The organism is Deltaproteobacteria bacterium (assembly GCA_016874735.1).
Classification (GTDB): domain Bacteria; phylum Bdellovibrionota_B; class Oligoflexia; order Oligoflexales; family CAIYRB01; genus CAIYRB01.
Window position 1 is genome coordinate 164,375 of sequence record VGTI01000002.1, and the last position, 20,719, is coordinate 185,093.

Annotated in this window: 17 protein-coding genes and 1 tRNA gene; 13 read left to right on the top strand and 5 right to left on the bottom strand. The window is 53.3% G+C overall.

Features of this window, described 5'->3' with window-relative positions; translation table 11 throughout:
• Position 1 precedes the first annotated feature (1 nt).
• The 4 genes from FJ146_02355 to htpX form a co-directional block, all read right to left on the bottom strand.
• Positions 2-2,098: a hypothetical protein gene (locus tag FJ146_02355; protein ID MBM4250790.1), complete on the bottom strand. Its 2,097-nt coding sequence runs from the start codon at positions 2,096-2,098 to the stop codon at positions 2-4.
• The gene (locus tag FJ146_02360) at positions 2,052-7,217 is read right to left on the bottom strand and encodes a hypothetical protein (GenBank protein ID MBM4250791.1); all 5,166 of its coding nucleotides are present in this window, start codon (positions 7,215-7,217) and stop codon (positions 2,052-2,054) included. Before FJ146_02360 ends, FJ146_02355 begins: the two co-directional genes overlap by 47 nt.
• 308 nt (positions 7,218-7,525) lie before the next feature.
• Entirely contained in the window at positions 7,526-7,903 is a 378-nt protein-coding gene (locus FJ146_02365; protein ID MBM4250792.1) for a hypothetical protein, read from the bottom strand.
• A 179-nt stretch (positions 7,904-8,082) separates the two neighbouring features.
• Positions 8,083-8,970, bottom strand: a complete 888-nt coding sequence (htpX, locus tag FJ146_02370) for a protease HtpX (GenBank protein MBM4250793.1) — start codon at positions 8,968-8,970, stop codon at positions 8,083-8,085.
• A gap of 529 nt (positions 8,971-9,499) precedes the next feature.
• On the opposite strand from htpX, the gene FJ146_02375 reads away from it, so the two are divergent.
• Both FJ146_02375 and FJ146_02380 read left to right on the top strand, forming a co-directional pair.
• Entirely contained in the window at positions 9,500-10,018 is a 519-nt protein-coding gene (locus tag FJ146_02375) for a hypothetical protein (GenBank protein MBM4250794.1), read from the top strand.
• A gap of 69 nt (positions 10,019-10,087) precedes the next feature.
• The gene (locus FJ146_02380; GenBank protein MBM4250795.1) at positions 10,088-11,467 is read left to right on the top strand and encodes an NAD-dependent epimerase/dehydratase family protein; all 1,380 of its coding nucleotides are present in this window, start codon (positions 10,088-10,090) and stop codon (positions 11,465-11,467) included.
• Here FJ146_02380 and FJ146_02385 read toward each other — a convergent pair.
• Positions 11,457-11,999 carry a glutathione peroxidase gene (locus FJ146_02385; protein MBM4250796.1) on the bottom strand — a complete coding sequence of 181 codons (543 nt, stop codon included), beginning with the start codon at positions 11,997-11,999 and terminating at the stop codon, positions 11,457-11,459. The two genes, FJ146_02380 and FJ146_02385, sit on opposite strands and share 11 nt — an antisense overlap.
• Before the next feature lie 166 nt (positions 12,000-12,165).
• Between FJ146_02385 and FJ146_02390 the strand changes: the two genes are divergently transcribed.
• The 11 genes from FJ146_02390 (at position 12,166) to FJ146_02440 (ending at position 20,709) form a co-directional block, all read left to right on the top strand.
• Complete coding sequence (locus FJ146_02390) at positions 12,166-13,155, top strand: FAD-dependent oxidoreductase (GenBank protein ID MBM4250797.1); 990 nt, start codon at positions 12,166-12,168, stop codon at positions 13,153-13,155.
• 69 nt (positions 13,156-13,224) lie between these two features.
• Positions 13,225-13,314 (top strand) — tRNA-Ser (locus FJ146_02395).
• Between the two features lie 180 nt (positions 13,315-13,494).
• Entirely contained in the window at positions 13,495-14,940 is a 1,446-nt protein-coding gene (sufB, locus tag FJ146_02400) for a Fe-S cluster assembly protein SufB (protein MBM4250798.1), read from the top strand.
• A gap of 1 nt (position 14,941) precedes the next feature.
• Positions 14,942-15,694, top strand: a complete 753-nt coding sequence (sufC, locus tag FJ146_02405) for a Fe-S cluster assembly ATPase SufC (protein ID MBM4250799.1) — start codon at positions 14,942-14,944, stop codon at positions 15,692-15,694.
• A 12-nt stretch (positions 15,695-15,706) separates the two neighbouring features.
• Complete coding sequence (gene sufD / locus FJ146_02410) at positions 15,707-17,008, top strand: Fe-S cluster assembly protein SufD (protein ID MBM4250800.1); 1,302 nt, start codon at positions 15,707-15,709, stop codon at positions 17,006-17,008.
• On the top strand, positions 17,005-18,240 hold the full coding sequence (locus tag FJ146_02415; protein ID MBM4250801.1) for a cysteine desulfurase: 1,236 nt from the start codon (positions 17,005-17,007) through the stop codon (positions 18,238-18,240). The genes sufD and FJ146_02415 overlap by 4 nt, the downstream gene beginning before the upstream one ends.
• A complete protein-coding gene (locus tag FJ146_02420; protein MBM4250802.1) occupies positions 18,237-18,701 on the top strand; it encodes an SUF system NifU family Fe-S cluster assembly protein in 465 nt (154 codons plus the stop codon). Before FJ146_02415 ends, FJ146_02420 begins: the two co-directional genes overlap by 4 nt.
• On the top strand, positions 18,661-19,281 hold the full coding sequence (locus tag FJ146_02425; GenBank protein MBM4250803.1) for a NifU family protein: 621 nt from the start codon (positions 18,661-18,663) through the stop codon (positions 19,279-19,281). The genes FJ146_02420 and FJ146_02425 overlap by 41 nt, the downstream gene beginning before the upstream one ends.
• Positions 19,278-19,697 (top strand): hypothetical protein, encoded by a 420-nt coding sequence (locus FJ146_02430; protein MBM4250804.1) that lies wholly within the window; start codon positions 19,278-19,280, stop codon positions 19,695-19,697. Before FJ146_02425 ends, FJ146_02430 begins: the two co-directional genes overlap by 4 nt.
• Positions 19,698-19,725: 28 nt before the next feature.
• On the top strand, positions 19,726-20,220 hold the full coding sequence (locus FJ146_02435) for an Rrf2 family transcriptional regulator (GenBank protein MBM4250805.1): 495 nt from the start codon (positions 19,726-19,728) through the stop codon (positions 20,218-20,220).
• 3 nt (positions 20,221-20,223) lie between these two features.
• A complete protein-coding gene (locus FJ146_02440; GenBank protein MBM4250806.1) occupies positions 20,224-20,709 on the top strand; it encodes an NADH-quinone oxidoreductase subunit B in 486 nt (161 codons plus the stop codon).
• Positions 20,710-20,719: the final 10 nt, after the last annotated feature.

Genomic DNA, 20,719 nt, shown 5'->3' on the forward strand with positions numbered 1-20,719 from the left:
CTTATTTCACCCACAGGGTGAGCGTCGTACTTGCATCAGGCCAAGACCACCTCGAGACAGTGCTTAACGGATGCCAATGGAAGCCGTTCGTACCGTTACAGCACGCGTGGTATATATTCTCCGATAGCGTCTGATTGCCGGTGCAAGCACAGGTATAAGCAAGGTTGGAGTATCCTGGACTCCAGTGTGCCCCAGCATTGCCCATAGTTGCGTCGTCAGACAGGCCGTAATAGCTCCGAAGCCTTGAAATTGGAAATGTATCGGTACTCTTTATGTTTACAGAGTATGCTGGTGCCAGGATACGCACCGTGCTGCTATTTTGAGCGAGCGCTGGAAGTATGGTCGCGTTTAAAAGTCCAGGGGTCGTTGGCGCAAGCAGGCTACTTGCTACAGGGGTCGATGCATTTGAGTTTGTGGCCGCTACGAGCGTCCACCCCCCACCATCAGTCGTCATATCGCAGTAGACGCTCGTCGCCCCTAAGGTACCGGTAATGCCATCCGGATCGACGGTATAAACACCGTCGCCCACAGATTTACCGGTGTTGAGAAGTTCGGCACAGGTTTTTGCCGGCATGCCAAGATTGTATTTGTTACTAAGGTAATACTCGAGTCGGTGACGCTCGGCATCGGTGATAGCGCGGTCGTAAATGATTGCCTCGGCGATATCACCGTAATAATAGGGATTACCACCCCCCGTATGACGGTAGGCCACGTTGAATTTACCCGAGCTTATAGACGGAGGCGAGTAGGCTGTAGTCGACTGAAGCACCAAGCCATCACGATAAAGTACGTAACTCGAGGTGGTGGACCGAATGGCGATCACGTGAGGTCCGAGCACTGTCTCATCAACTGGTGATACCGTGGCGGCATTCCTATAGCCAAAGTCGGATCCATTGTGCCACCGCTTGGCTGCCGATTCGTTGTAGTCAATCGCGTCGAACACAAAGCCATCTGCACTCTGCACAGACAGAGGACATCCCGCACTGGCCGTGCCAGTTGGTGTTAGCGTGGCCAAAGTGGTGACGACCACCATAGTCTTTCCTGTTACCGTGCCCGTATAGTTGCCCTGCAAAAAATGTCCGGCGCCATTAAAACGCAGTACTGGCTTACCGTTAATTTGATTAGTCCTAAAAATAGGCTGGCTAGATCCGGTGGCTTGAGATACTGCAAATCCATTGCCACTCGCATCGGTCCAAGTTGCAACCGGGCTTCCATCTGCAACTCCGCTGATGCCGTCGGCACGTAACCATAGCTTTAAATTTGGAATCGAAGCTGGTCCCGCCACATCGTAAAATTGCTGCACAGGTGGTACAAATGACGTCGTATAAAGGGCCTTGCCCTTAGTAATCCGAAGATCGTCGATATTGCCGTTAAATGGATAGTAGTAACAGCACTGATACTGCCCAATGTAGAGGTCGACGTTGCTTGCAAAGCGAGCCGCTGACGATACAATACTTGCTACGTTGTTGCCATCTAACCACAAAGTATGGGTATTTCCCATTCTAGTGTAAGCGGCATGGTGCCAACGACCATCGGTAACCCCACTACCTCCAGTGAGTGCAAAATCATTCAAATTTAGATCTGCGAGAGCTAAAGCTAACTTGCCTGTGCTCTCCACACCAAATATGGTATGTGATGCCGTATTGCTGCCGTCCCACATACCCACTATAGTCTGACTAGTTGCTGACGAGGTCTTGATAAAGGCTTCGATAGTGAAGTCATTAGTCCCCATCGCATAGACATCGCTTTGGCTTGCCTTGACGTAATTGCCGGAGGTGCCCGGTAGACTCAAACTGGCCGTCCCTTGCACAGCCGTGGCCGTTGACAATTTCGCCGTACCGACGGTAGTGATCATCCCTCCTACAGAATCGAGCACAGTCGTAGCGTTATTGGCACCGTCCATGTGCAACATAAGTACAGGCATCGTAGTGGAGTTGTCGCCATTAGTCGCGTTTGCGCCATGCATCAGTCCAAGCTGCGGGAAAGCCAATGCGGTGGCAGCCACAACCAAAGGCGGCGCAACTAGTAACCAGCGCCGAGACGGCCACCAATTACTGGTAATTCTTGCCCGCAGACGCATAGTAGACGCTCCCGTCATAGAACATAGTCACAAAATCAACCGCACCCGAAATCGTACTCACGGAGTAGGGGATTCCGCCAGGCCATTTTACGCTAGCCGGCCACACAATATTGCGAGCATTGGCGCCCTGAATAATCTTAATACCGTATGATGCGCCTGCAACCGGGTTGGACATCGTGAGAGTCACATTACCCGTCGCACTCGCGAGGTCGACTACCTGCAGGTTACCTGCATTCCAATCTAATGTTTGCGTGGTTGCGGTTGGTACACTATTGGCCGGCATTGCCACAGCAACCTGGCCGGACACATGGAGCTTGGCCGTGGGAGAGGCAAAACCGACTCCCAAGTTGCCGCTCGCATCCAGTCTGATACCACTAGAGGCATTAGCCCAAGGCACAATGACAAATCCACCACCGGGATTCCCAATCGAACCGCCGCCGTAAATCAAACCTCTGTCACCCAAGGTAGTCATGCTGTTAAAGGCACCTTGGCTAAGATTTGCGCGAAGTGCAACAAAAGCGCTGTTGTTCCCGGTCAATGTCAGACCTGAGTTGGTCACGCCGGTGTATAAATGCAAGTAGTCTCCGGGAGTCGCTGTACCGATGCCGATAGTGCCGTTACCGGTAATCCTCAGGCGCTCGGTATTATTTGTCTTAATCGCCATATCGTTACTGGCATTGTCGTAATGTATCACACCGTAACCGTTATTGGTTGCCGAGCTGAACTTCAGTTGTGATGCACCGCTATCGCCGCTCACTACGTTGATCGCATTCCAATAGCCAGCTCCACCGGTGCTGCTCACGACTAAAGCATCGCCAGAGACAAAGGTGGGATTCGATGTGCCTGTTCTCTGGACATGCAGCGAGGCTCCTGGATTCGTGGTCCCAATCCCTACGCTCCCACCTGGGCCTTGAAGAATCAAATTCCTGACGTTGATGCCGCTCTCTCTCGCGTAAATCCACCCAAAGTTATTGGTCGTGTCGAACCCCAAAGTCAGGCCACGAGCAGAGTTGGTGGACCCCGTCAGCGTGAGCTGAGCATAGTCAATATTGGTACTGGTGTAATCGTAGGCCACTTGCAATGACGACGCTGATGCCGTGGTCCCGACGCCTACATTGCCACTGGTCGTCAGGGTAGTAAACGCGCCCGAGCTTGCGGTCGTGGCACCAATCGCTCCTGGCGCCGCCCAGTTGATTGAGGGAACCGGAGAACTTACCCAAGTGCCTCCGCTAGAGGTCAGAACGTTGCCAGAGTTGCCTGGTGCAACGGTTTGCAATGCACTTCCGCCGTTACCCAAAACAACTGAATTAGACGCTAAACTTGACACGCCCGTACCACCGTTAGCTACGGCTAGAGTCCCCGACGTTATCATCGCCGCGCTGTGAGGCGGAATGTCAGCCGCGACTAAGGAAGTGCCAGAAGTGACGCGCCCTTTGACGTCATAGGTCACTTTGGTCGAAGTACCTGCGGCTGCAACCGTTGATAGAGTCGCAGTGGCAGTTCCTGCGGCAAAACCCGAGGTAGTGATATCTCCACTGAGCGAGGTGATATAACTGCCTGCCGGCTGTTTTGCATTAAATGCTGCGTAATCTGCGTTTGAAATCAAACCAGCTGTGACGTTAGCCGCCGAGGCCATCGGGATATTAAGTGTATGGATGTTACTCGTGGATACCCAGGCAGGGACCGTGCCAGTGGTACCAGGGTTCCCAAAGGACTGACTAGCTCCACTCAGCCCGTTGAGCGTCGCGATAGCGGCACCCACGGCACCGACTGTCTGGACGGCAGTGCCATCCCAGTATCTCAACTGGTTAGATGTCGCATTGAACCATGTTTTGCCTTTATCCGCGACAGTAAGGCCTACCGGGTCAGTTGTATTGTTGCTAAAGGCCAAGGTCTTCGACGCAGCCATCTGAATATTACCGGTGCTGTTAATATCAAATCCGCCAGCGTTTAGTGCGCCAGTTAAGGTATCACCCGCTTTATTGAACGGCGTATAACCAATAGCGTTTTGCTTAGCGTTAAATGTGCTCCAATCTGCGGAGCTTAGATACCCACTGCTTGATCCACTAGACTGACCAATGCCGATCGTTCCAGTGACGGTGCTATAAGTGATCGGCGCACTGCCAGAAAGTGAAGATATGGCCCGCGCTGGTGTAAAGTACTGATTGGTGCCCTCAGTCACTACAGTCGTATTCAGCGTCTGCCAGGTCTTGTCACCGCGGTAATACTGCGTGTTGGTGCCTGCAGCGACAGTAGATTCTTTAGCGGCGAGATCCGCGGTGAGTCCGCTGATCTTGGACTGAGCGATGGCAGCACCAACGGCGACGTCAGCATCGACAATGGTCGCAGCGCTTTGTGCCGCAGTGAGCCGACCCTGCGCATCGACGGTGATATTGGCGCGTGTGTAGCTGCCTGGTATGACGGCAGTGTCACTGAGGCTGATGGTGCCTGTTGCCGTGATAGGTCCACCAGTGAGACCAGTGCCTGTAGTGATATTGGTGACGGTGCCGCCGGAGGCTAATTTGGTGTAGGCGCCACCATTTTGCGAGATTTTGAATTCGTTGTCGGTTTGGTCGAAGTAGATTTTGCCTTGGCCCGCAGCGCTCAAATTGGGCGCTGCACTTGCTGCTTGCAAAATCACAGGAGCTGTCAGTGACGAGACCGATAGGCTATTAAACGTAGGCGATGCTGAGGTGCGGATATCCTGAGCCGTATCCAGCGTGATGGACCCGGCCCCGCTTGCAATGCTAACACCGGCTTTGGCGCCCTGATTCAAAGTACCGAGAGCAAAGTTACCTGCGTTACCGATGAGTAACTGTCCGTTAGATGGCGCGGTGTTAAGACCCGTACCACCGTTAGCGACATTCAGAGTCCCAGAAGTTATGAGGCCTGCACTGTGAGGTGGTAAGTCCGCCGCAGCGAGCGATGTTCCGGTGGTGATACGGCCGTAAGCATCGGTGGTCACCTTTGTATAGGTGCCTACTGTGCCGGTGACTGGCAGACTTACCGTTGCCGTTGTACCCACGGTGGATACTTGCATGCCGTTTCCAGCGGTGACATTGCCGACTTTAGTATTAAACGTCGTATAGTCTGCTGTCGAAATAAGACCTGCAGCCACCCCAGCGCTTGAGGCAAGGGGGATGTTTAAGGTATGAGTCCCAGCACTGGAGACCCAGTTGGGTGCAGTGCCCGAAGACCACCCGGTGGCCAAGGTTTGGCTATTATTTGTCTGCCCGTTGAAGCTTTGCAGCCCTGATCCTGCTACGCCAAGCGTTTTAACAGTGGCTCCGTCCCAATACTTGAGCTCGTTACTGGTGCTGTTAAACCACATTTTGCCTTCGTCAGCGTCACCACTTAGTGCTGGATCCGAGGCGTTGGGGCTGAGACCAAAGACTTTGGCACTGGCCATGACCAGGTTGCCAGAAATTGTGTCGCCGGCTTTGTTTAGCGGAACGTAACCGAGCGCATTCTGCTTATTGTTAAACGTGGTCCAATCGGCTGAGCTCAAATACCCATTGGTAGTACCGCTACCTTGAGAAATCGCAATATCACCAGTGGTGAAGTTGTAGCTCACTGGTGCTGTGGCCGTGAATACGCCTTTAGCTCTGGCTGCGGTGAAGTACTGATTGGTCCCCTCAGTGACAGCGTCAGAATCAAGTGCCTGCCAAGATTTATCACCGCGCCAGTATTGTGACGTCGTGCCACCGGCAATGGTTGGCTCTTTGCTGGCCAGCGATGTGCCTAGGCCGCTAATCTTTGTCTGGGCGATGTTCGCTACTGCGTCGATATCTGCGTCCGTAATGGCAGGGCCGCTACTTGCTGCCGTGAGTCGTCCTTGTTGATCGACGGAAATCGTTGCTCGGTTGAAGGTGCCAGGTGTGACGTTAGTGTTTGCAAGTTCGATGGTACCCGATCCAGTGATAGGGCCACCAGTAAGACCCACACCGGTATTGATTGATGTGACGCTACCAACTGCAGGCGCAGTCCACGAGGCTAGACCGTTGGCATCACTGGTGAGGACTTTACCCGCACCGGGCGAGCCACCTTGGATTTTGATCTGACCGATGACGTCGAGTTTAGCTGAGGGCTCAGTGGAGCCGATGCCTAAGTTGCCGCTATTGACGATGTCTTTGCCACCGACATTCCACGCTCCGATAAGTGGCACCGATCCATCTTGGCGGAGCGCTGACGTATCAACGTAGCTCTTGGATGCTGCATCACTCGCGTCAGCAGGCGTGGCGAGACCAGTAAGGGTCTTGCCGTTCATATTGATTGTGCCACCGAGAGTATCGCCAGCCTTGTTTATCGGCGTGAATCCAAGAGCATCTTGTTTTGTGTTGAAATTACTCCAATCTCCTGAACTCAAATAACCCGAAGCTGTGCCGCTAGCCTTAGCGATACTAATATTGGGTGCTGTTCCTGCCCCCGCGACGGTGATGGGTGCGACACCGCTTAGTTCGGTCACAAAGCCCGTAGCCTGGGCAACATCAGCGGCGATCCACTTGCCGTTGCTATATGTAAGTACCTGCTTATCAGTCGGTGCAGCATTAGCTTCGTTCTTGGCGACTAACTGGGTGGCGTCGATTTTTTTCCAAGTAAAGCCACCGCGACCATCGCTAGTCATGACACTGCCGTCGGTCGCTCCGCTATCCATTTTAATGCGGAGCTTGCCACTCGTGTCACTATAGTCAAAATGACTCTCGTCCACCGGGATGCGCAGCGCCAATGGCGTGTATATGTAGCGTTGGCGGGGATAAGTTTTACCGCCAGCACTAATCTCGATATAGACTGCGCTGGTACCGTTACCAAACACTGCAGCAAGATCGGGGCCTGAAAAGGGAAGATCGATGGCGAAGAGGCCGTTGCTTAGATTGATGCCAGGCTTGCTGATGCTGCGCCCGCGCTGCTCGCCTTCAGTGGCAGCGCTCCAGAAGCTCACCTCGATATCTACCGCGCCCTCAACGGGAGCGCCGTTGGCTTGCGTGAGGCGTCCTGCGTAATTCATGCTAAAAGTTTCTTCTCCAACTGCGCGAGATGATTCCGCAAGGAGAGCAACAAACACAACACCAACGAGGCACGCAATACCGCGCGCAGCGGCAGCGATCGTACTCTGCGATTTGGCGTTTACAGTGCCCATCCGATCCAACCAAACACTTTGAGAGGTGGACGAAATGTCCCTCTTTTCCCTCAAAAGCGGGGTTCGACGCTGCTTGAGCGGATCTTTAAAAGTATTTTTTTGACCCTATGATTTCAGCAGCTTACAACGCTGTTTGCGATCGCTAGTTTTTGTAGGCAGGGATTGTTTTGGCCAGAGATAAAGTCCGAGCAAAGTCAGAGGGTTGCAGAAAACTCAAAATTCTTCAAAAATTCGGGCACTTAGACCACTCGAAAAAGGAGGCGATTGACCACGAGCTTGGCAAAGCCTCATCCCTGAGGCGCTTTCACTCACTGATTAACGTACTGCAGACAACCATTGGTGCAACGGAATGTTCCAGCACCCTGACCCCACGGCGTACCAACTTGGCCCTCGGAGTAACCGACGAAGGAACATGTTCTGCCGTCGCGGTTGTAAGCGTAGCAGTTATTGCCCGATCCTGACGATCCACCTGATGACCCACCGCCTGTCCAACCTGGATCTACATGACCGTTACCGTAGTCAACTGCCGATACGCATGGGACGTAGGCCGAATCCCAGCTACCTGGCCAGAGGCACTCTTCTGACCATTCCTGCGCGTGAGCCATCCCGGCCACAAAGACCGAAGATACTAGTGCGCCCTTAACTAATCTCGCCATCGATGCCACAACAACTAAATCTTTTACCATGATTTACCGCCTTTCTTTAAAACGTGGCGGTGATGTAGCAAAGCAATAGCTCCCGCAAAAGTTAAAAAACCAAAACTGTAACTTATTTTTTTTCGATACCGACACACTAGGCAATCATGGTTTCCTGCGAGACATTAGATGCTATCTCGCAGGAGTTTGATCTAAGTTCGATACACCGTTTAATTTTGCTGCAACTTACGGATGCGCTCAGCAAGCGGCGGATGCGTCGAGAACAGCGCCAGTATTCCTGCGCGGCCTCCAGCAGAAATCTGAAACGCAGCTATCGACTGTGGTGCGCCCTCCGGCACTTCTGCCGTGCGTTGCAAAGACTGCAAAGCTGCAATCATTTTGCCGCGTCCTACGAGATCAGCACCACCACCGTCAGCACGGTATTCGCGGTAACGCGAAAATGCTGCTACCGCCATCATACCGAGGAGGCTAAACACGACTTCAAAAAGGATCACCGTTACGTAACGAACTAGACCCCGTTTTTCGGAGTCAACCAGCTGTCCTGCCGCGAAACCAATGACCCTGGCAAAGAACATCACAAATGCATTAACCACGCCCTGCAGCAATGTCATCGTGACCATGTCGCCATTAGCGATGTGCGCCACTTCGTGAGCGAGCACACCCTCCAGCTCTTGTTTTTGCATATTGCGCAGGAGACCTGTTGACACCGCCACAAGGGCCCTGGATTTAGTCGGACCCGTCGCAAAGGCGTTAGGACTGTCGCTGTCGTATACCCCGACTTCTGGCGTCCCAGGTAGACCAGCTTGGCTCGCCAGGCGTGCGACCGTAGCTTGCAACCAGCGGGCATCCGGACTCGCATCCGTCTCGGAAATCACTTTGACGCTCATCATCCATTTAGCCATGACTCTGGAAAGCCCGAGAGAAATCAGAGCACCACCAAATCCCCAAACCAGGCAAAACGTCAACAATGACTGATAATCGATGCCCTGTGCCGTTAGGTAAGGGCTTACTCCCAGGAGTGAGAGGACGGTCGAAATGGTGACCACGATCAGCATGTTCACCATCAAAAAGAGAAACACTCGTTTCATAAAAGCCATAATTACTCCTATCCACAAATTGCCGGTCGTGACCTGTGGGTTAGCTGGCCACCCGCATCAGTATGGTTATCGGCTCGTTTGTTAATTATCTTAAATAGATACTTATGATATTTTTATTTGTTTTAAACAAAGTAAGTGGCAGGTCGCTATTCGACCCGCCACCTCCACGCCGGGATTGGCACAGCCGCTACCGTCTCGTCCGATCCCGCGTACGGATATAAGCCAAGGAAAAAGCAGGGGCTTTGAGCTTAAGGCAGGCTCTCGTAGCAAAGATACATAGGACACTTAAGGCTAGAGTGCTGAAGATACTGGAGGACATGCTCCCCATACTGATTCCTTTCTCAACTCAGTGGCAGCGCCAGAAGTGCTGCCTTGAGAGAAATATGGGGCTGCTTTTTGTTTTGTCAAAATCGATAAAGAATAAATTTCAATTTGCTTTTTCCGAACAAACTCCTAGCAGCACACTGTGGCAAATCGCGCTGGCACGCATGATGCAGTGTTACATGACGAGAGAGTCAAGGAGTTTAACATGCTCACACGCTCACAACTGAAGACCTTCCTGTCCGCGCTTACCACTAAACGGACTGAGGTTCTTGAGGCCATGAACACTGCTAAACAGCATGCCCTCATTGACCTGTCGCAAGATGCGACCGGAGATTTGAGTCACTTGCGGCTCCATCCAGCCGATCTCGGAGCGGACGCTGCTGATCAACATACCGAGCTCATGATTACTAACATGGAAGCCACGGCACTGAGCCAGATCGATGAGGCCATCGGGCGGCTGCACGAGGGGCGCTACGGGGTGTGTGAGGCATGCAATCAGGAAATTGCGCTTGAGAGACTGAAAGCGATTCCGGAGACTGCTTTTTGCCTATCGTGCGAATCTGCGCGGGAGGAAGCAGGGGGGTCGCGCCCACACAAGGTGCTGGAAAACCATGTTAACCCTGCTACCTATGAAAGTGGCGAGGTTGATCTCACAGATCAGCGCGCGCGGATGATAGCTCATGAGCAGGCCTTACGCGAGTCTGGCGAGCCATTGCTACCCTGACCTCTTGCCGGCTTGGACCCGTTCGCGACATGAGCTAGTATCATCACTGGACTAAGTGGTGGAGTTAGCATGCGCGTTGCCGTGGTCGGGGCATCTGGATTTGTCGGTCGAGCCCTCATCAAATATTTGCTCGATCACACCGATCACGAGGTGGTTGCTCTTAGCCGGACGCCCCTGCAGCTCGATCATCCTCGGGCACAAGGTCGCTATCATGCCGTCAGCTGCGACCTCCATAATTCCCTGCAACTAGAGCATGCACTCAACGATATCGATGCGGCGTATTACCTAGTGCATTCGATGTTGCCGGGAGCACGATTAAATCAGGGTAGCTTTGCCGATTTTGATCTGAGTCTCGCTGATAATTTTGCACGCACCGCACGTATGCGTGGCGTCAATCATGTCATCTACCTGAGCGGACTAGCTCCAACTGGGGCTACGATATCCGAACACCTTTTGAGTCGGTTAGAGGTTGAAACCGCACTGCGATCCTATGTCCCGACAGTGACCTGCCTTCGCGCAGGTATGATCGTTGGACCACAAGGATCATCCTTCACGATGATGGTGAGGCTGGTGCAACGCCTCCCGCTTATGGTTTGTCCCGCGTGGACGCGCAACAGTTGCCAGGTGGCAGTTCTCGATGATGTAGTCCGCTGCTTGGCACAATGTTTGGAGCATGCAGAGCTGCAAGGCCGCACCTTTGATCTTGGCGCTAAGCCTGCCGTAAGTTACCGCGAAATGCTCGAGACCACCGCTAAGCTGCTCGGTAAGAGGCGTACCTTTCTCAATGCACCACTCTTCACCATCGGCCTCAGTAGACTGTGGGTCAGTTTAGTCACCGGCGCACCCAAGGATTTAGTTTATCCGCTGATCAGTAGTCTAAGGGAGTCCATGTTGGTGCGACCCGACCATCAGTGGCCCCATGAACAACCGCCACTCAAAGACTTTGTCACTGCCGCACGGGAGAATTTGCCCGAGGTACTCGCCGCAGTAGAAAAACCACATGCCTTCAGGGGCACTAAACCATCTCGCGAGAGCACGGTCCGCTCGATTCAGCGCCTACCGCTTCCGCGCGGCAAAACCGCGGAGTGGGTCGCTGAACGCTACCTTGCGATGTTACCTAAGCTATTTCCACTGCTGATCAAGGTGCGTCGGCATGATGGACGTATTTTCTTACAGCTAACATTCCTGCCTATAACGCTCTTAGTGTTGCGTCACAGCCCAGAGCGCAGCTCGTCGGATAGACAACTTTTTTATGTGGTAGGGGGGGCGCTTGTATCGCGCCACAACCGTCGTGGTCGCCTGGAATTGAGAGAAACACTCGGCGGCCAAGCTTGCCTGGCCGCCGTGCATGATTTTGTCCCAGCGTTACCGTGGATCATCTACCGATGGACTCAAGCGGAGGTTCATCGCTGGTTTATGTACAGACTCGCCAAGGCCATTAAGTCTTAGCGTCGGCAAGTGCAGCTTCGATCGCCTTGGTTAACTCGCCATCGCTAGGTGAAACGCCCGAGGAAAAACGGCCGATCACTTCGCCACGACGATTAACTAAAAACTTCTCAAAGTTCCACTGCACATCGCCAGTCTTCGACGCATTAGCGACCAAATACTTGTAGACCGGATGGCGTTCATTCCCGTTCACGTGCGTCTTTTTGAACATAGGGAATTTGACACCGTAATTTAGCTCGCAGAATTTAGTGATGCCCTGGCCGTCAAGATCCTCTTGATGAAAGTCATCACTAGGAAACCCTAAAACCACTAGACCACGGTCTTTGTACTGATCGTATAGCTTCTGCAAACCACCATACTGGGGTGTGTAACCGCACTTAGAAGCCGTATTGACGACAAGTACAACCTTTCCACCGTAACTTTTGAAGGGCACTGACTCGCCCTTCAGGTTCGTTGCCTCTAGATCAGTAAACTTGGAAGACTTAGACTCAGCCGCAAGTACAGTGTTGCCTGCTAGAATAACGGAGCATAGCATTGCTAAGAGTCGCATAAGATTCTCCAGTCCTAAATTTCATGGATCGAATGTCTACTCTGATCTTAGACATCAGTATTTACTAAAGCCACCTACATTTTAGTTATTTACACAAGTCACCATGGAGCTATTCTCATCAATGCGAGTTTAGTCGCCGGAGAAGTTAAAGATGACCGCAAGTAGGGGACGCGTTGCCGTAATCGGCGCTGGGGTTGCAGGACTTACATGTGCACACTACCTAGAGCAAAAGGGGTGGGCTATCGATGTTTACGACAAGAGCCGCGGTATGGGGGGACGCCTCTCTGCCAAACGGGTCGATGGTTTGGGGACCGTAGACCTGGGAGCGCAATTCTTTACCGTGCAAACGCCGGAGTTTAGTAGTTTCATCGAGCGCGCCACGAAAGCGGGATTGGTCCAACCTTGGGCAGCACGCGTGTCTTACATCGGACCCAACGGAGTCGAGCCTGCAACGCAACAAACCCGTTGGCTGGGCGTGCCTGCCATGAACTCCTGGCTAGAGCTCCTCTGGCCCAGATCCAAGATCAGATTCGATTACACCGTTGAAAAGCTGGTTCGCACACCGGAAAAGTTATGGCGCCTCAATAACTCAGATGCGTCGTACGATTACGTGATCCTGGCACTGCCACCGGCCCAGGCTGCCGCCCTAGCTGTTGGCACTGAGCTCGAGGTAGCACTTAGTCAGATCACGATGAATCCATGCTGGGCCGGTCTGGCCATATTCGAAGCGCCCCTGGAGGTTGATTTTGACGCCGCCTTTGTCCGCGTTGGTGGTCTGGATTGGATAGCTGCCAATCATCGCAAACCCGGTCGCACGGTGCACCCGGCGGCATGGACCCTACATGCCGGCCCTCTGCTTTCGCGTCAAATTTTGGAGCTAGCTCCAGAGGAGGTGAAACCGCACTTGCTCGAGGCCCTAGCCACGGCTCTTGGTCGTCAACTACCCAAGGGTCAGGTTGCACTGGTACACAAGTGGCGCTACGCCTCGCCTGCAAGTCCGGGATCCCCTGGCATCCTCTGCAGCTCTGACGCAGCATTAGGTGCAGGTGGCGACTGGGCTGTTGGTGGCCGCGTCGAGGGTGCCTTCACAGCAGGCCGTCTTTTGGCCGCGGCGGTGGAGCAGCGGACTCCTCAATCTTGAGGTGTAATGGATACGCGTTCATCTTTTTCCTTTGAAAGCTTCTTCAATAGGACTATAACTCGAGGCCCTGGAGAGGTGACAGAGTGGCCGAATGTGCTAGACTCGAAATCTAGTGTCTGGGCAACTGGACCGTGGGTTCGAATCCCACCCTCTCCGCCACCCCCCCTAAAATAAATCATGATTTCAGTCTGTTATCACAAGCCACGGGCTTTAACCGGCTCCCTATGCGAGCCGTTCTGTGGCCGTCAAGTTGCGCTGGTAAAATCTCGATCAAATTGGTAGACATTTACGCCGGCAACCCTACCCTAGGGTCCACGATACTGGGACTTGGAGGTCAGCATGACGTCTGACGCGGCTAAACAGTCGTTCTCAAACCGCGAATATAAATATGGTTTTGTCACCGAGGTCGAGGCCGAAGCCTTCCCCAAGGGGCTGGACGAGAATGTCATTCGTCGTCTCTCGCAGGTCAAAAACGAGCCCGAATTTGTCCTCGAGTTCCGCCTAAAGGCCTTCAAGCATTGGCAAAAGATGACGGAGCCTAAATGGGCTCACGTAGACTACGCTCCCATCGATTTCCAGGACATCCGCTACTATTCGGCACCAAAGAAAAAAGCTCCGGGCCCCAAGAGTTTGGACGAGGTCGATGCTGAGATCATCGCTACCTTTAATCGTCTTGGCATTCCGCTGGCCGAACAAAAACGGCTGACTGGTGTGGCAGTGGATGCTGTCTTTGATTCTGTATCGGTTGCCACCACTCACAAGGATGAGTTGGCTAAACACGGTGTCATTTTCTGCTCCTTCTCAGAAGCCGTACGGGAACATCCCGAACTGGTCAAAAAGTGGCTCGGTAGCGTTGTTCCCTACAAAGACAATTACTACGCCGCCTTGAACTCTGCCGTGTTCAGCGATGGCTCATTTGTTTACATCCCTAAAGATGTGCGATGTCCGCTCGAGTTATCGACTTACTTCCGCATTAACGCGGCCGAAACCGGCCAGTTTGAACGAACGCTTATCATCGCGGAGGAAGGCAGCTACGTCAGCTACCTCGAAGGGTGCACAGCGCCCATGCGTGATGAGAATCAGCTACACGCAGCAGTCGTTGAGCTCGTGGCCCTAAAAGATGCCGAGATTAAGTACTCGACTGTGCAGAACTGGTACGCCGGAGACAAAGACGGCAAGGGCGGGATCTTCAACTTCGTGACTAAGCGTGGCCTCTGTCTTGGCGATCGCTCGAAGATTTCGTGGACTCAGGTAGAAACAGGTTCGGCGATTACGTGGAAATACCCCAGTGTTATTCTGCAGGGTGACTATTCACGTGGCGAGTTTTACTCGGTAGCACTCACCAACAATAAGATGCAGGCTGATACTGGCACCAAGATGATTCATATTGGTGCCCATACCACTAGTAAGATTGTCTCGAAGGGCATATCGGCTGATGAGTCGATCAATAGCTATCGCGGTCAGGTGAAAATACTGCCATCTGCGACCAACGCACGCAATTTCTCACAGTGCGACTCCATGTTGGTTGGCAGTAAGTGCAGCGCTAATACCTACCCTTACATTGAAGTTAAGAATCCAACTGCGCGCGTCGAGCACGAAGCCAGTACGTCAAAGATCAGCGCGGAGCAGGTATTCTACCTCAAATCGCGTGGCCTCGATGATGAGGCGGCAATCAGTTTGCTGCTCAATGGGTTTTGCAAGGAAGTGTTCAAAGAATTGCCTCTGGAGTTTTCCGTCGAGGCGGTGCGCCTACTAGAAATGAAGCTCGAAGGGAGCGTAGGTTAAGATGTTAGAGATTCGCGATTTAAAAGTTGAAGTGGACGCAAAGAGTATCCTCAAGGGACTAAATCTCACCGTGAACGAGGGTGAGGTTCATGCCATTATGGGCCCGAACGGCTCAGGCAAGAGCACTCTGTCGAAGGTCATTGCCGGTCACCCTGACTACACCGTGACTGGCGGGGATGTGCTTTTTGATATCAATTTTAAGCCCAAGAGCCTCCTTGAGCTGAGCCCCGATGAGCGCGCCCGTGAGGGTATCTTCCTCGCCTACCAATATCCGGTCGAAGTTCCGGGTGTTAATAACGCTGAGTTCCTCCGTGCTGCTTTCAATGCTGCATGCCGTCACCAAGGTGGCGAGGAGATGGATCCTCTGGATTTTGACAGTTTCCTGCGGGAAAAGGTTCGCTTTCTCGGCATGAACGAGAAGTTCATTGAGCGTCAACTCAACGTTGACTTCTCCGGCGGCGAGAAAAAGCGCAACGAGATTCTTCAGATGGCAGTGCTGTCACCGCGGCTTGCGATCTTGGACGAGACGGATTCGGGCTTAGATGTCGATTCGCTGCGCCTCGTATCGGAAGGCGTCAATAAGTTGCGCAATGAGAATAACGCCATAGTCCTGATCACGCATTATCAGCGCATCTTGAACTACATCGTACCCGACCACGTCCATGTCCTTGCCGGTGGGCGCATCATCAAGAGCGGTGACAAGAGTCTTGCGCTTGAGATTGAAGAACGCGGCTACGACTGGCTACTCAACTAAGGTGGGCACCTGATGCAAGCGCTAACAGAGCAACACAGCCCATTTGCTGCAGCCTTCGGTAAGTGGCAAAGTCTACGCAAGGCTCCCGCTTGGGTGGCTGAACTGCAACTACGGGCCTTTGACGCGTATCGGACCGACGGGCTACCTACACGCAAACACGAAGCCTGGAAGTACGTCAGCCTCAGAACCTTGAATGAGGTTGAGTTTGGCGTCGCTCCCGTTCTTCTTGACATTCGCGACGTTAAAGCTGAGATCAGCAGGCTGCTGCGGCCGGAATACCACAATCTAGTATTCGTCAACGGTCATCTAGCCGGAGATCTCAGTGATCCTTTACATTTAGACGGGTTGATCTTTGCTCCCATTGCCGACGCCTTTGAGTCAGAAGCGTCCCTGCTCCGTCCATGGATTGAGCGTACCCTCACGCGGGGCGACGCGTTTACCCAGCTAAACACAGCATTTCTTGGCAACGGCCTCCTCATTAAAATAGCCGCTGACTCGACGCTAACGAAGACTCTGCATCTGATTCACGTGAATACAGCTGAAGCTCACCTGAGCCAAACAGCACTGCGCCATCTTGTGCATGTCGCTCAGGGTGCATCTCTCAGCCTGGTAGAAACCCACGTGACATTGGGAACTGAGACCAAAGTCTTTACCAATAGCCTCCTCGAGGCCTCCGTCGAGACTAATGCCACATTGAAACTGTCTCGCATTGATCACCAAGGAGCCGCGGCCCTGCATATCGGTCGTGCGCACGTTGAGCTCGGCGCGCGCGCCACTCTCGAGTCATTTTGTTTTTCCAGCGGTGGCAAACTGAGTCGCCATGATCTCGATGTTAGCCTTTGTGGAGAGGGTGCAGAGGCCACGCTGAATGGGCTTTACCTAACTAAAGCTGGTCAAGTGATTGATAATCACACGACTATGCGGCACCTAGTACCAAACGCCGTCAGTCGTCAGCTATACAAGGGTATCCTAGACGGTGATAGTAGGGCCGTTTTTAACGGTAAAGTGGTCGTGAGCCGCGATGCACAAAGCACAAGTGCGCAGCAACTAAACCGCAACCTCCTACTTAGTGATGACGCCGAAATAGACACGAAGCCTGAGCTCCTGATCGACGCTGATGACGTCAAGTGCGCGCACGGCGCCAGCATTGGACAGCTGACGGACGATCAGATCTTTTACCTGCGTAGTCGAGGACTCGGGCTGGAAGAGGCGCGGCGACTCCTGACTATGGGATTTGCCGACGAGGTGCTTTACAAAGCTCCTGTGATTCGTGAATGGTTGAGACCGTTGATTGCAGAGGAGTATTTTGTATGACCCTCGCCACCTCCAAAGAGTTCAACATCAACGCCATACGGCGAGACTTTCCGATCCTCGCTACGACGGCAAGGGGCCGCCCGCTCGTTTATTTGGACAACGCTGCTACGACGCTCAAGCCCACGCCCGTTGTTGATGCTGTAGAGAGGCATTTGCTGCTTGGTGCATCGAACGTACACCGTGGCGTTCATTATCTAAGTGAAAAAGCGACTGCCGAGTTCGAAGCATCACGTGAAAAAGTGCGAGCCTTTCTGAACGCACGGGAAAAAGCAGAAATCATCTTTACTGCTGGCACTACGGCCAGCATTAATCTGGTCGCTAACAGCTACGGGTCAACGCTCAAGGCTGGGGACGAGATTGTCATCAGCGCCATGGAGCATCACTCTAATATCGTCCCTTGGCAGATGCTCTGTGAGCGCCAGGGGCTCGTACTCCGTGTGGCGCCAATCAATGATCGCGGTGAGCTCCTTATGGACGAGTTCGCTGAGTTAATTGGTAGTCGCACCCGCCTGGTGGCGGTTGTAGCCGTATCTAATGCACTTGGTACAGTCAATCCGATCCAGGACATTATCGACCTTGCACACAGTCGCGATGTGCCTGTGCTACTGGACGCAGCTCAAGCAGTTGCTCACATGCCTATCGATGTCCAGGCTTTGGGTGTCGACTTTGTCGCCTTTTCATCGCACAAGCTCTTTGGGCCAACTGGGCTAGGTGTGCTTTACGGAAGACGCGAGATACTAGACCGCATGCCGCCTTTCCTAGGCGGTGGGGATATGATCAAATCCGTAACCTTTGCTAAGACACTATATGCTGATCTACCGGCTAAATTTGAAGCTGGTACCCCTGATATCGCCGGCGTTATCGGACTTGGCGCTGCCATCGATTACGTCCAAAATGTGGGTTTAGACCAAATTGCGGCGGCCGAGGCCGCGTTGCTCGCATACGGCACGGAGCGTCTTGAGGAACTCGACGGCCTTAGGTTAATCGGTCAAGCAGCGCACAAGACAAGTATCCTTGGCTTCGTCTTGGACGACATCCACCCACACGACATTGGGACTTTGCTAGACCAAGAGGGCATTGCAATTCGTGCTGGTCATCACTGTACACAACCGCTGATGGATCGCTTCAAGGTCCCGGCGACAGCTAGAGCAAGCCTTGCATTTTATAACACCAAGGACGAGATTGACACTCTTGTGACGGCGATCGTCAAAGTGCAAAGGCTGTTCGCATGAGTTCGCAGACCGATCTGTACCAGCAGGTAATTCTGGAGCACAATAAAAAGCCACGCAATTTTGGTAAACCAGCGCATCACACCCACGAAGCCGAGGGGTTCAATCCCCTGTGTGGCGACCACTTATGGGTTTACTTGCAAATTAACGCTGCTGGCGACGGTAGTGAGGTCATTAGCGACGCCGCGTTCGAGGGCAGTGGTTGTGCGATATGCAAGGCCTCGGCATCAATGATGACCATGGCGCTTAAAGGCCAGTCGCCAGAGGCTGCCAAAACGCTATTCCACGAATTTCAGAGCCTGCTCAAAGGCACACTGAATCCTGATACCGACGCCCATCAACTCGGCAAGCTTAAGATCTTTTCTGGTATTTGGCAGTACCCAGCACGGGTCAAGTGTGCCGCTCTTGCCTGGCATGCTCTGAATGGTGCTCTTAACAATCAAAAGACTGTATCGACCGAGTGAGACGTCTATGACCAACGTGGCTGACAACCTACAGATTCGTACCCAACGGACTCCCAATCCTAATGCTTGGAAGTTTATTCTGTCCGCGCCGATAAAACGCGAGGGGAAGGTTTCCTACAGTGAAATGGCCGAATGTGACCATGTGCCTATGGCCACTGCATTGCTCCGTCTCGCCAATGTGACTCAAGTGCACTTCTTCGAAAATGTCATCACGTTGACGCAAAACGGCGCTTCGGAATGGACGGCATTATCGCAAAGTGTGCAGGACGTAATTCGCTACTGTATCGGAGAGCATGATGCAGACTTTGTCGAATCCGTGTCGAAACCCAAGAAACTAGAGCGTTCCGCGTTACCCATAGAACTTCAGCATCTGGAAGAGATCCTCGATCGGACCATACGCCCGGGACTGCAGGCCGATGGCGGTGATATTGAGGTCCTCGAGCTAGACGGCAACATCCTGACAGTTCGCTATCAAGGCGCCTGCGGTAGTTGCCCTAGTGCTATGATGGGCACCCTACAAGGTATCGAAAGTATCCTGCGCACGGAGTTCAATCCTTACCTGGAGGTGGTGGCAGTATGAGTCAACTTCAATCAGTCGTCATCAGCACCAAGGCCGACGGCAGCTGGCAGGCCGTTCATGTCCCATCGGGCAAAGTGGCCCACGGTCTTACCAAAGACGAGGCCGAGGAAGGCATGCGCGCCTTACTTGGCATGTCTGAGCAGGGTGCTTTTGTCGAGCCGCTAACCAGTGATCGCTTCAGTGGCCTAGCCAAAGAGATTGCGGAGTTTCTCGAGGGTCAGGTTTCAGACATGCTGGCCTTCCACTCAGGCTTTGCCCGTCTCGAGGCCTTTGAGAGTGGTATCGCCCACATCCGGCTAGGGGGCGGCTGCCAAGGCTGCCCGTCGTCGACGCTAACGCTCATGAATGGGGTTCAGCAGCAGCTGCAAGAACGATTTGGCGAAGACAGCATAATCGATATCGTCCCGGTGGTTTAAGCCCCCCAATTTGAGGTCGGATGCACTGATGAATGTCACCTCGAAAAGCCGCTACGCGCTCAAGATCATGATGGATCTCACTGAGCACTACAGTGCCGATGGCGATTTGGTGATTCAACGTACTGATATTGCCTCCCGCCAGGGTGTCCCGCTCGACTACATGGACCATATTCTCAGTCGTCTCAAAGAGGGTGGACTCATCCAGAGCACCCGCGGGCGTGGCGGCGGCTACCGGCTGGCGGTTCCACCACAAAGGCTGTCTGTACTGGATATCTTTACAGCGGTTGAGGATGTTTTCGAGCCTGTTCGGTGCCTAGAGGATGCCTCCGCCTGCGGGGCTGAACACGTTTGTGGCGCTAAAGACGCCTGGGGTATCATTTCAAGCGCGATTCGTGGCGCACTTTCTGGCATTATATTGTGGGATTTGGTCCATCAGAGGGGACTGACTAAGGGGCTTGAATTCTTGAATGTCGCCCCCCAAGAATGTCGGGCGCCAAAACGACGCGCAGGAGGCACGAGCTAGCATATGAAGCACCAACAAGGCGAAGAGCAGTCGTTCATTACCACCAAAGCTGCCGAATTTTTGGCCTGGGCGCGCAAGAACTCGCTGTGGCCCTATCCTTTCGGCACCGCCTGCTGCGGCATCGAGTACATGGCCGTTGTGGGTCCCAAGTACGACATCGCACGCTTCGGCGCTGAGGCTGTCCGTTTCTCACCTCGTCAGGCCGATCTAATGATCGTTGCCGGCACCATTACCGAAAAGATGGCACCGGTTATCAAGAAGGTTTGGGATCAAATGGCCGAGCCCAAATGGTGCATTGCCATGGGAGCCTGTGCCTCCAGTGGTGGCTTCTACCGGGCCTACCATGTGCTCCAGGGTGTCGATAAGGTGATCCCAGTAGATGTGTACATCGCTGGATGCCCCCCCACTCCTGAAGCAGTTTTGGCAGGTCTCATGACCCTGCAGGACAAAATCGTCGAGAAGGCGGTCGGTGCAAAGAAGCAGGCCTAATCGGCCTACT

Bases quoted from the DNA above. Each gene is read 5' to 3' on its own strand.
- sufC (MBM4250799.1), top strand. From the start codon at position 14,942: ATGTTAGAGATTCGCGATTTAAAAGTTGAAGTGGACGCAAAGAGTATC.
- FJ146_02430 (MBM4250804.1), top strand. From the start codon at position 19,278: ATGAGTCAACTTCAATCAGTCGTCATCAGCACCAAGGCCGACGGCAGC.
- FJ146_02365 (MBM4250792.1), bottom strand. From the start codon at position 7,903: ATGGTAAAAGATTTAGTTGTTGTGGCATCGATGGCGAGATTAGTTAAG.
- sufD (MBM4250800.1), top strand. From the start codon at position 15,707: ATGCAAGCGCTAACAGAGCAACACAGCCCATTTGCTGCAGCCTTCGGT.
- FJ146_02385 (MBM4250796.1), bottom strand. From the start codon at position 11,999: ATGCTATGCTCCGTTATTCTAGCAGGCAACACTGTACTTGCGGCTGAG.
- FJ146_02360 (MBM4250791.1), bottom strand. From the start codon at position 7,217: ATGGGCACTGTAAACGCCAAATCGCAGAGTACGATCGCTGCCGCTGCG.
- FJ146_02425 (MBM4250803.1), top strand. From the start codon at position 18,661: ATGGTGCTCTTAACAATCAAAAGACTGTATCGACCGAGTGAGACGTCT.
- FJ146_02435 (MBM4250805.1), top strand. From the start codon at position 19,726: ATGAATGTCACCTCGAAAAGCCGCTACGCGCTCAAGATCATGATGGAT.
- FJ146_02390 (MBM4250797.1), top strand. From the start codon at position 12,166: ATGACCGCAAGTAGGGGACGCGTTGCCGTAATCGGCGCTGGGGTTGCA.
- FJ146_02415 (MBM4250801.1), top strand. From the start codon at position 17,005: ATGACCCTCGCCACCTCCAAAGAGTTCAACATCAACGCCATACGGCGA.
- FJ146_02380 (MBM4250795.1), top strand. From the start codon at position 10,088: ATGCGCGTTGCCGTGGTCGGGGCATCTGGATTTGTCGGTCGAGCCCTC.
- FJ146_02375 (MBM4250794.1), top strand. From the start codon at position 9,500: ATGCTCACACGCTCACAACTGAAGACCTTCCTGTCCGCGCTTACCACT.
- FJ146_02420 (MBM4250802.1), top strand. From the start codon at position 18,237: ATGAGTTCGCAGACCGATCTGTACCAGCAGGTAATTCTGGAGCACAAT.
- FJ146_02440 (MBM4250806.1), top strand. From the start codon at position 20,224: ATGAAGCACCAACAAGGCGAAGAGCAGTCGTTCATTACCACCAAAGCT.
- sufB (MBM4250798.1), top strand. From the start codon at position 13,495: ATGACGTCTGACGCGGCTAAACAGTCGTTCTCAAACCGCGAATATAAA.
- htpX (MBM4250793.1), bottom strand. From the start codon at position 8,970: ATGGCTTTTATGAAACGAGTGTTTCTCTTTTTGATGGTGAACATGCTG.
- FJ146_02355 (MBM4250790.1), bottom strand. From the start codon at position 2,098: ATGACGGGAGCGTCTACTATGCGTCTGCGGGCAAGAATTACCAGTAAT.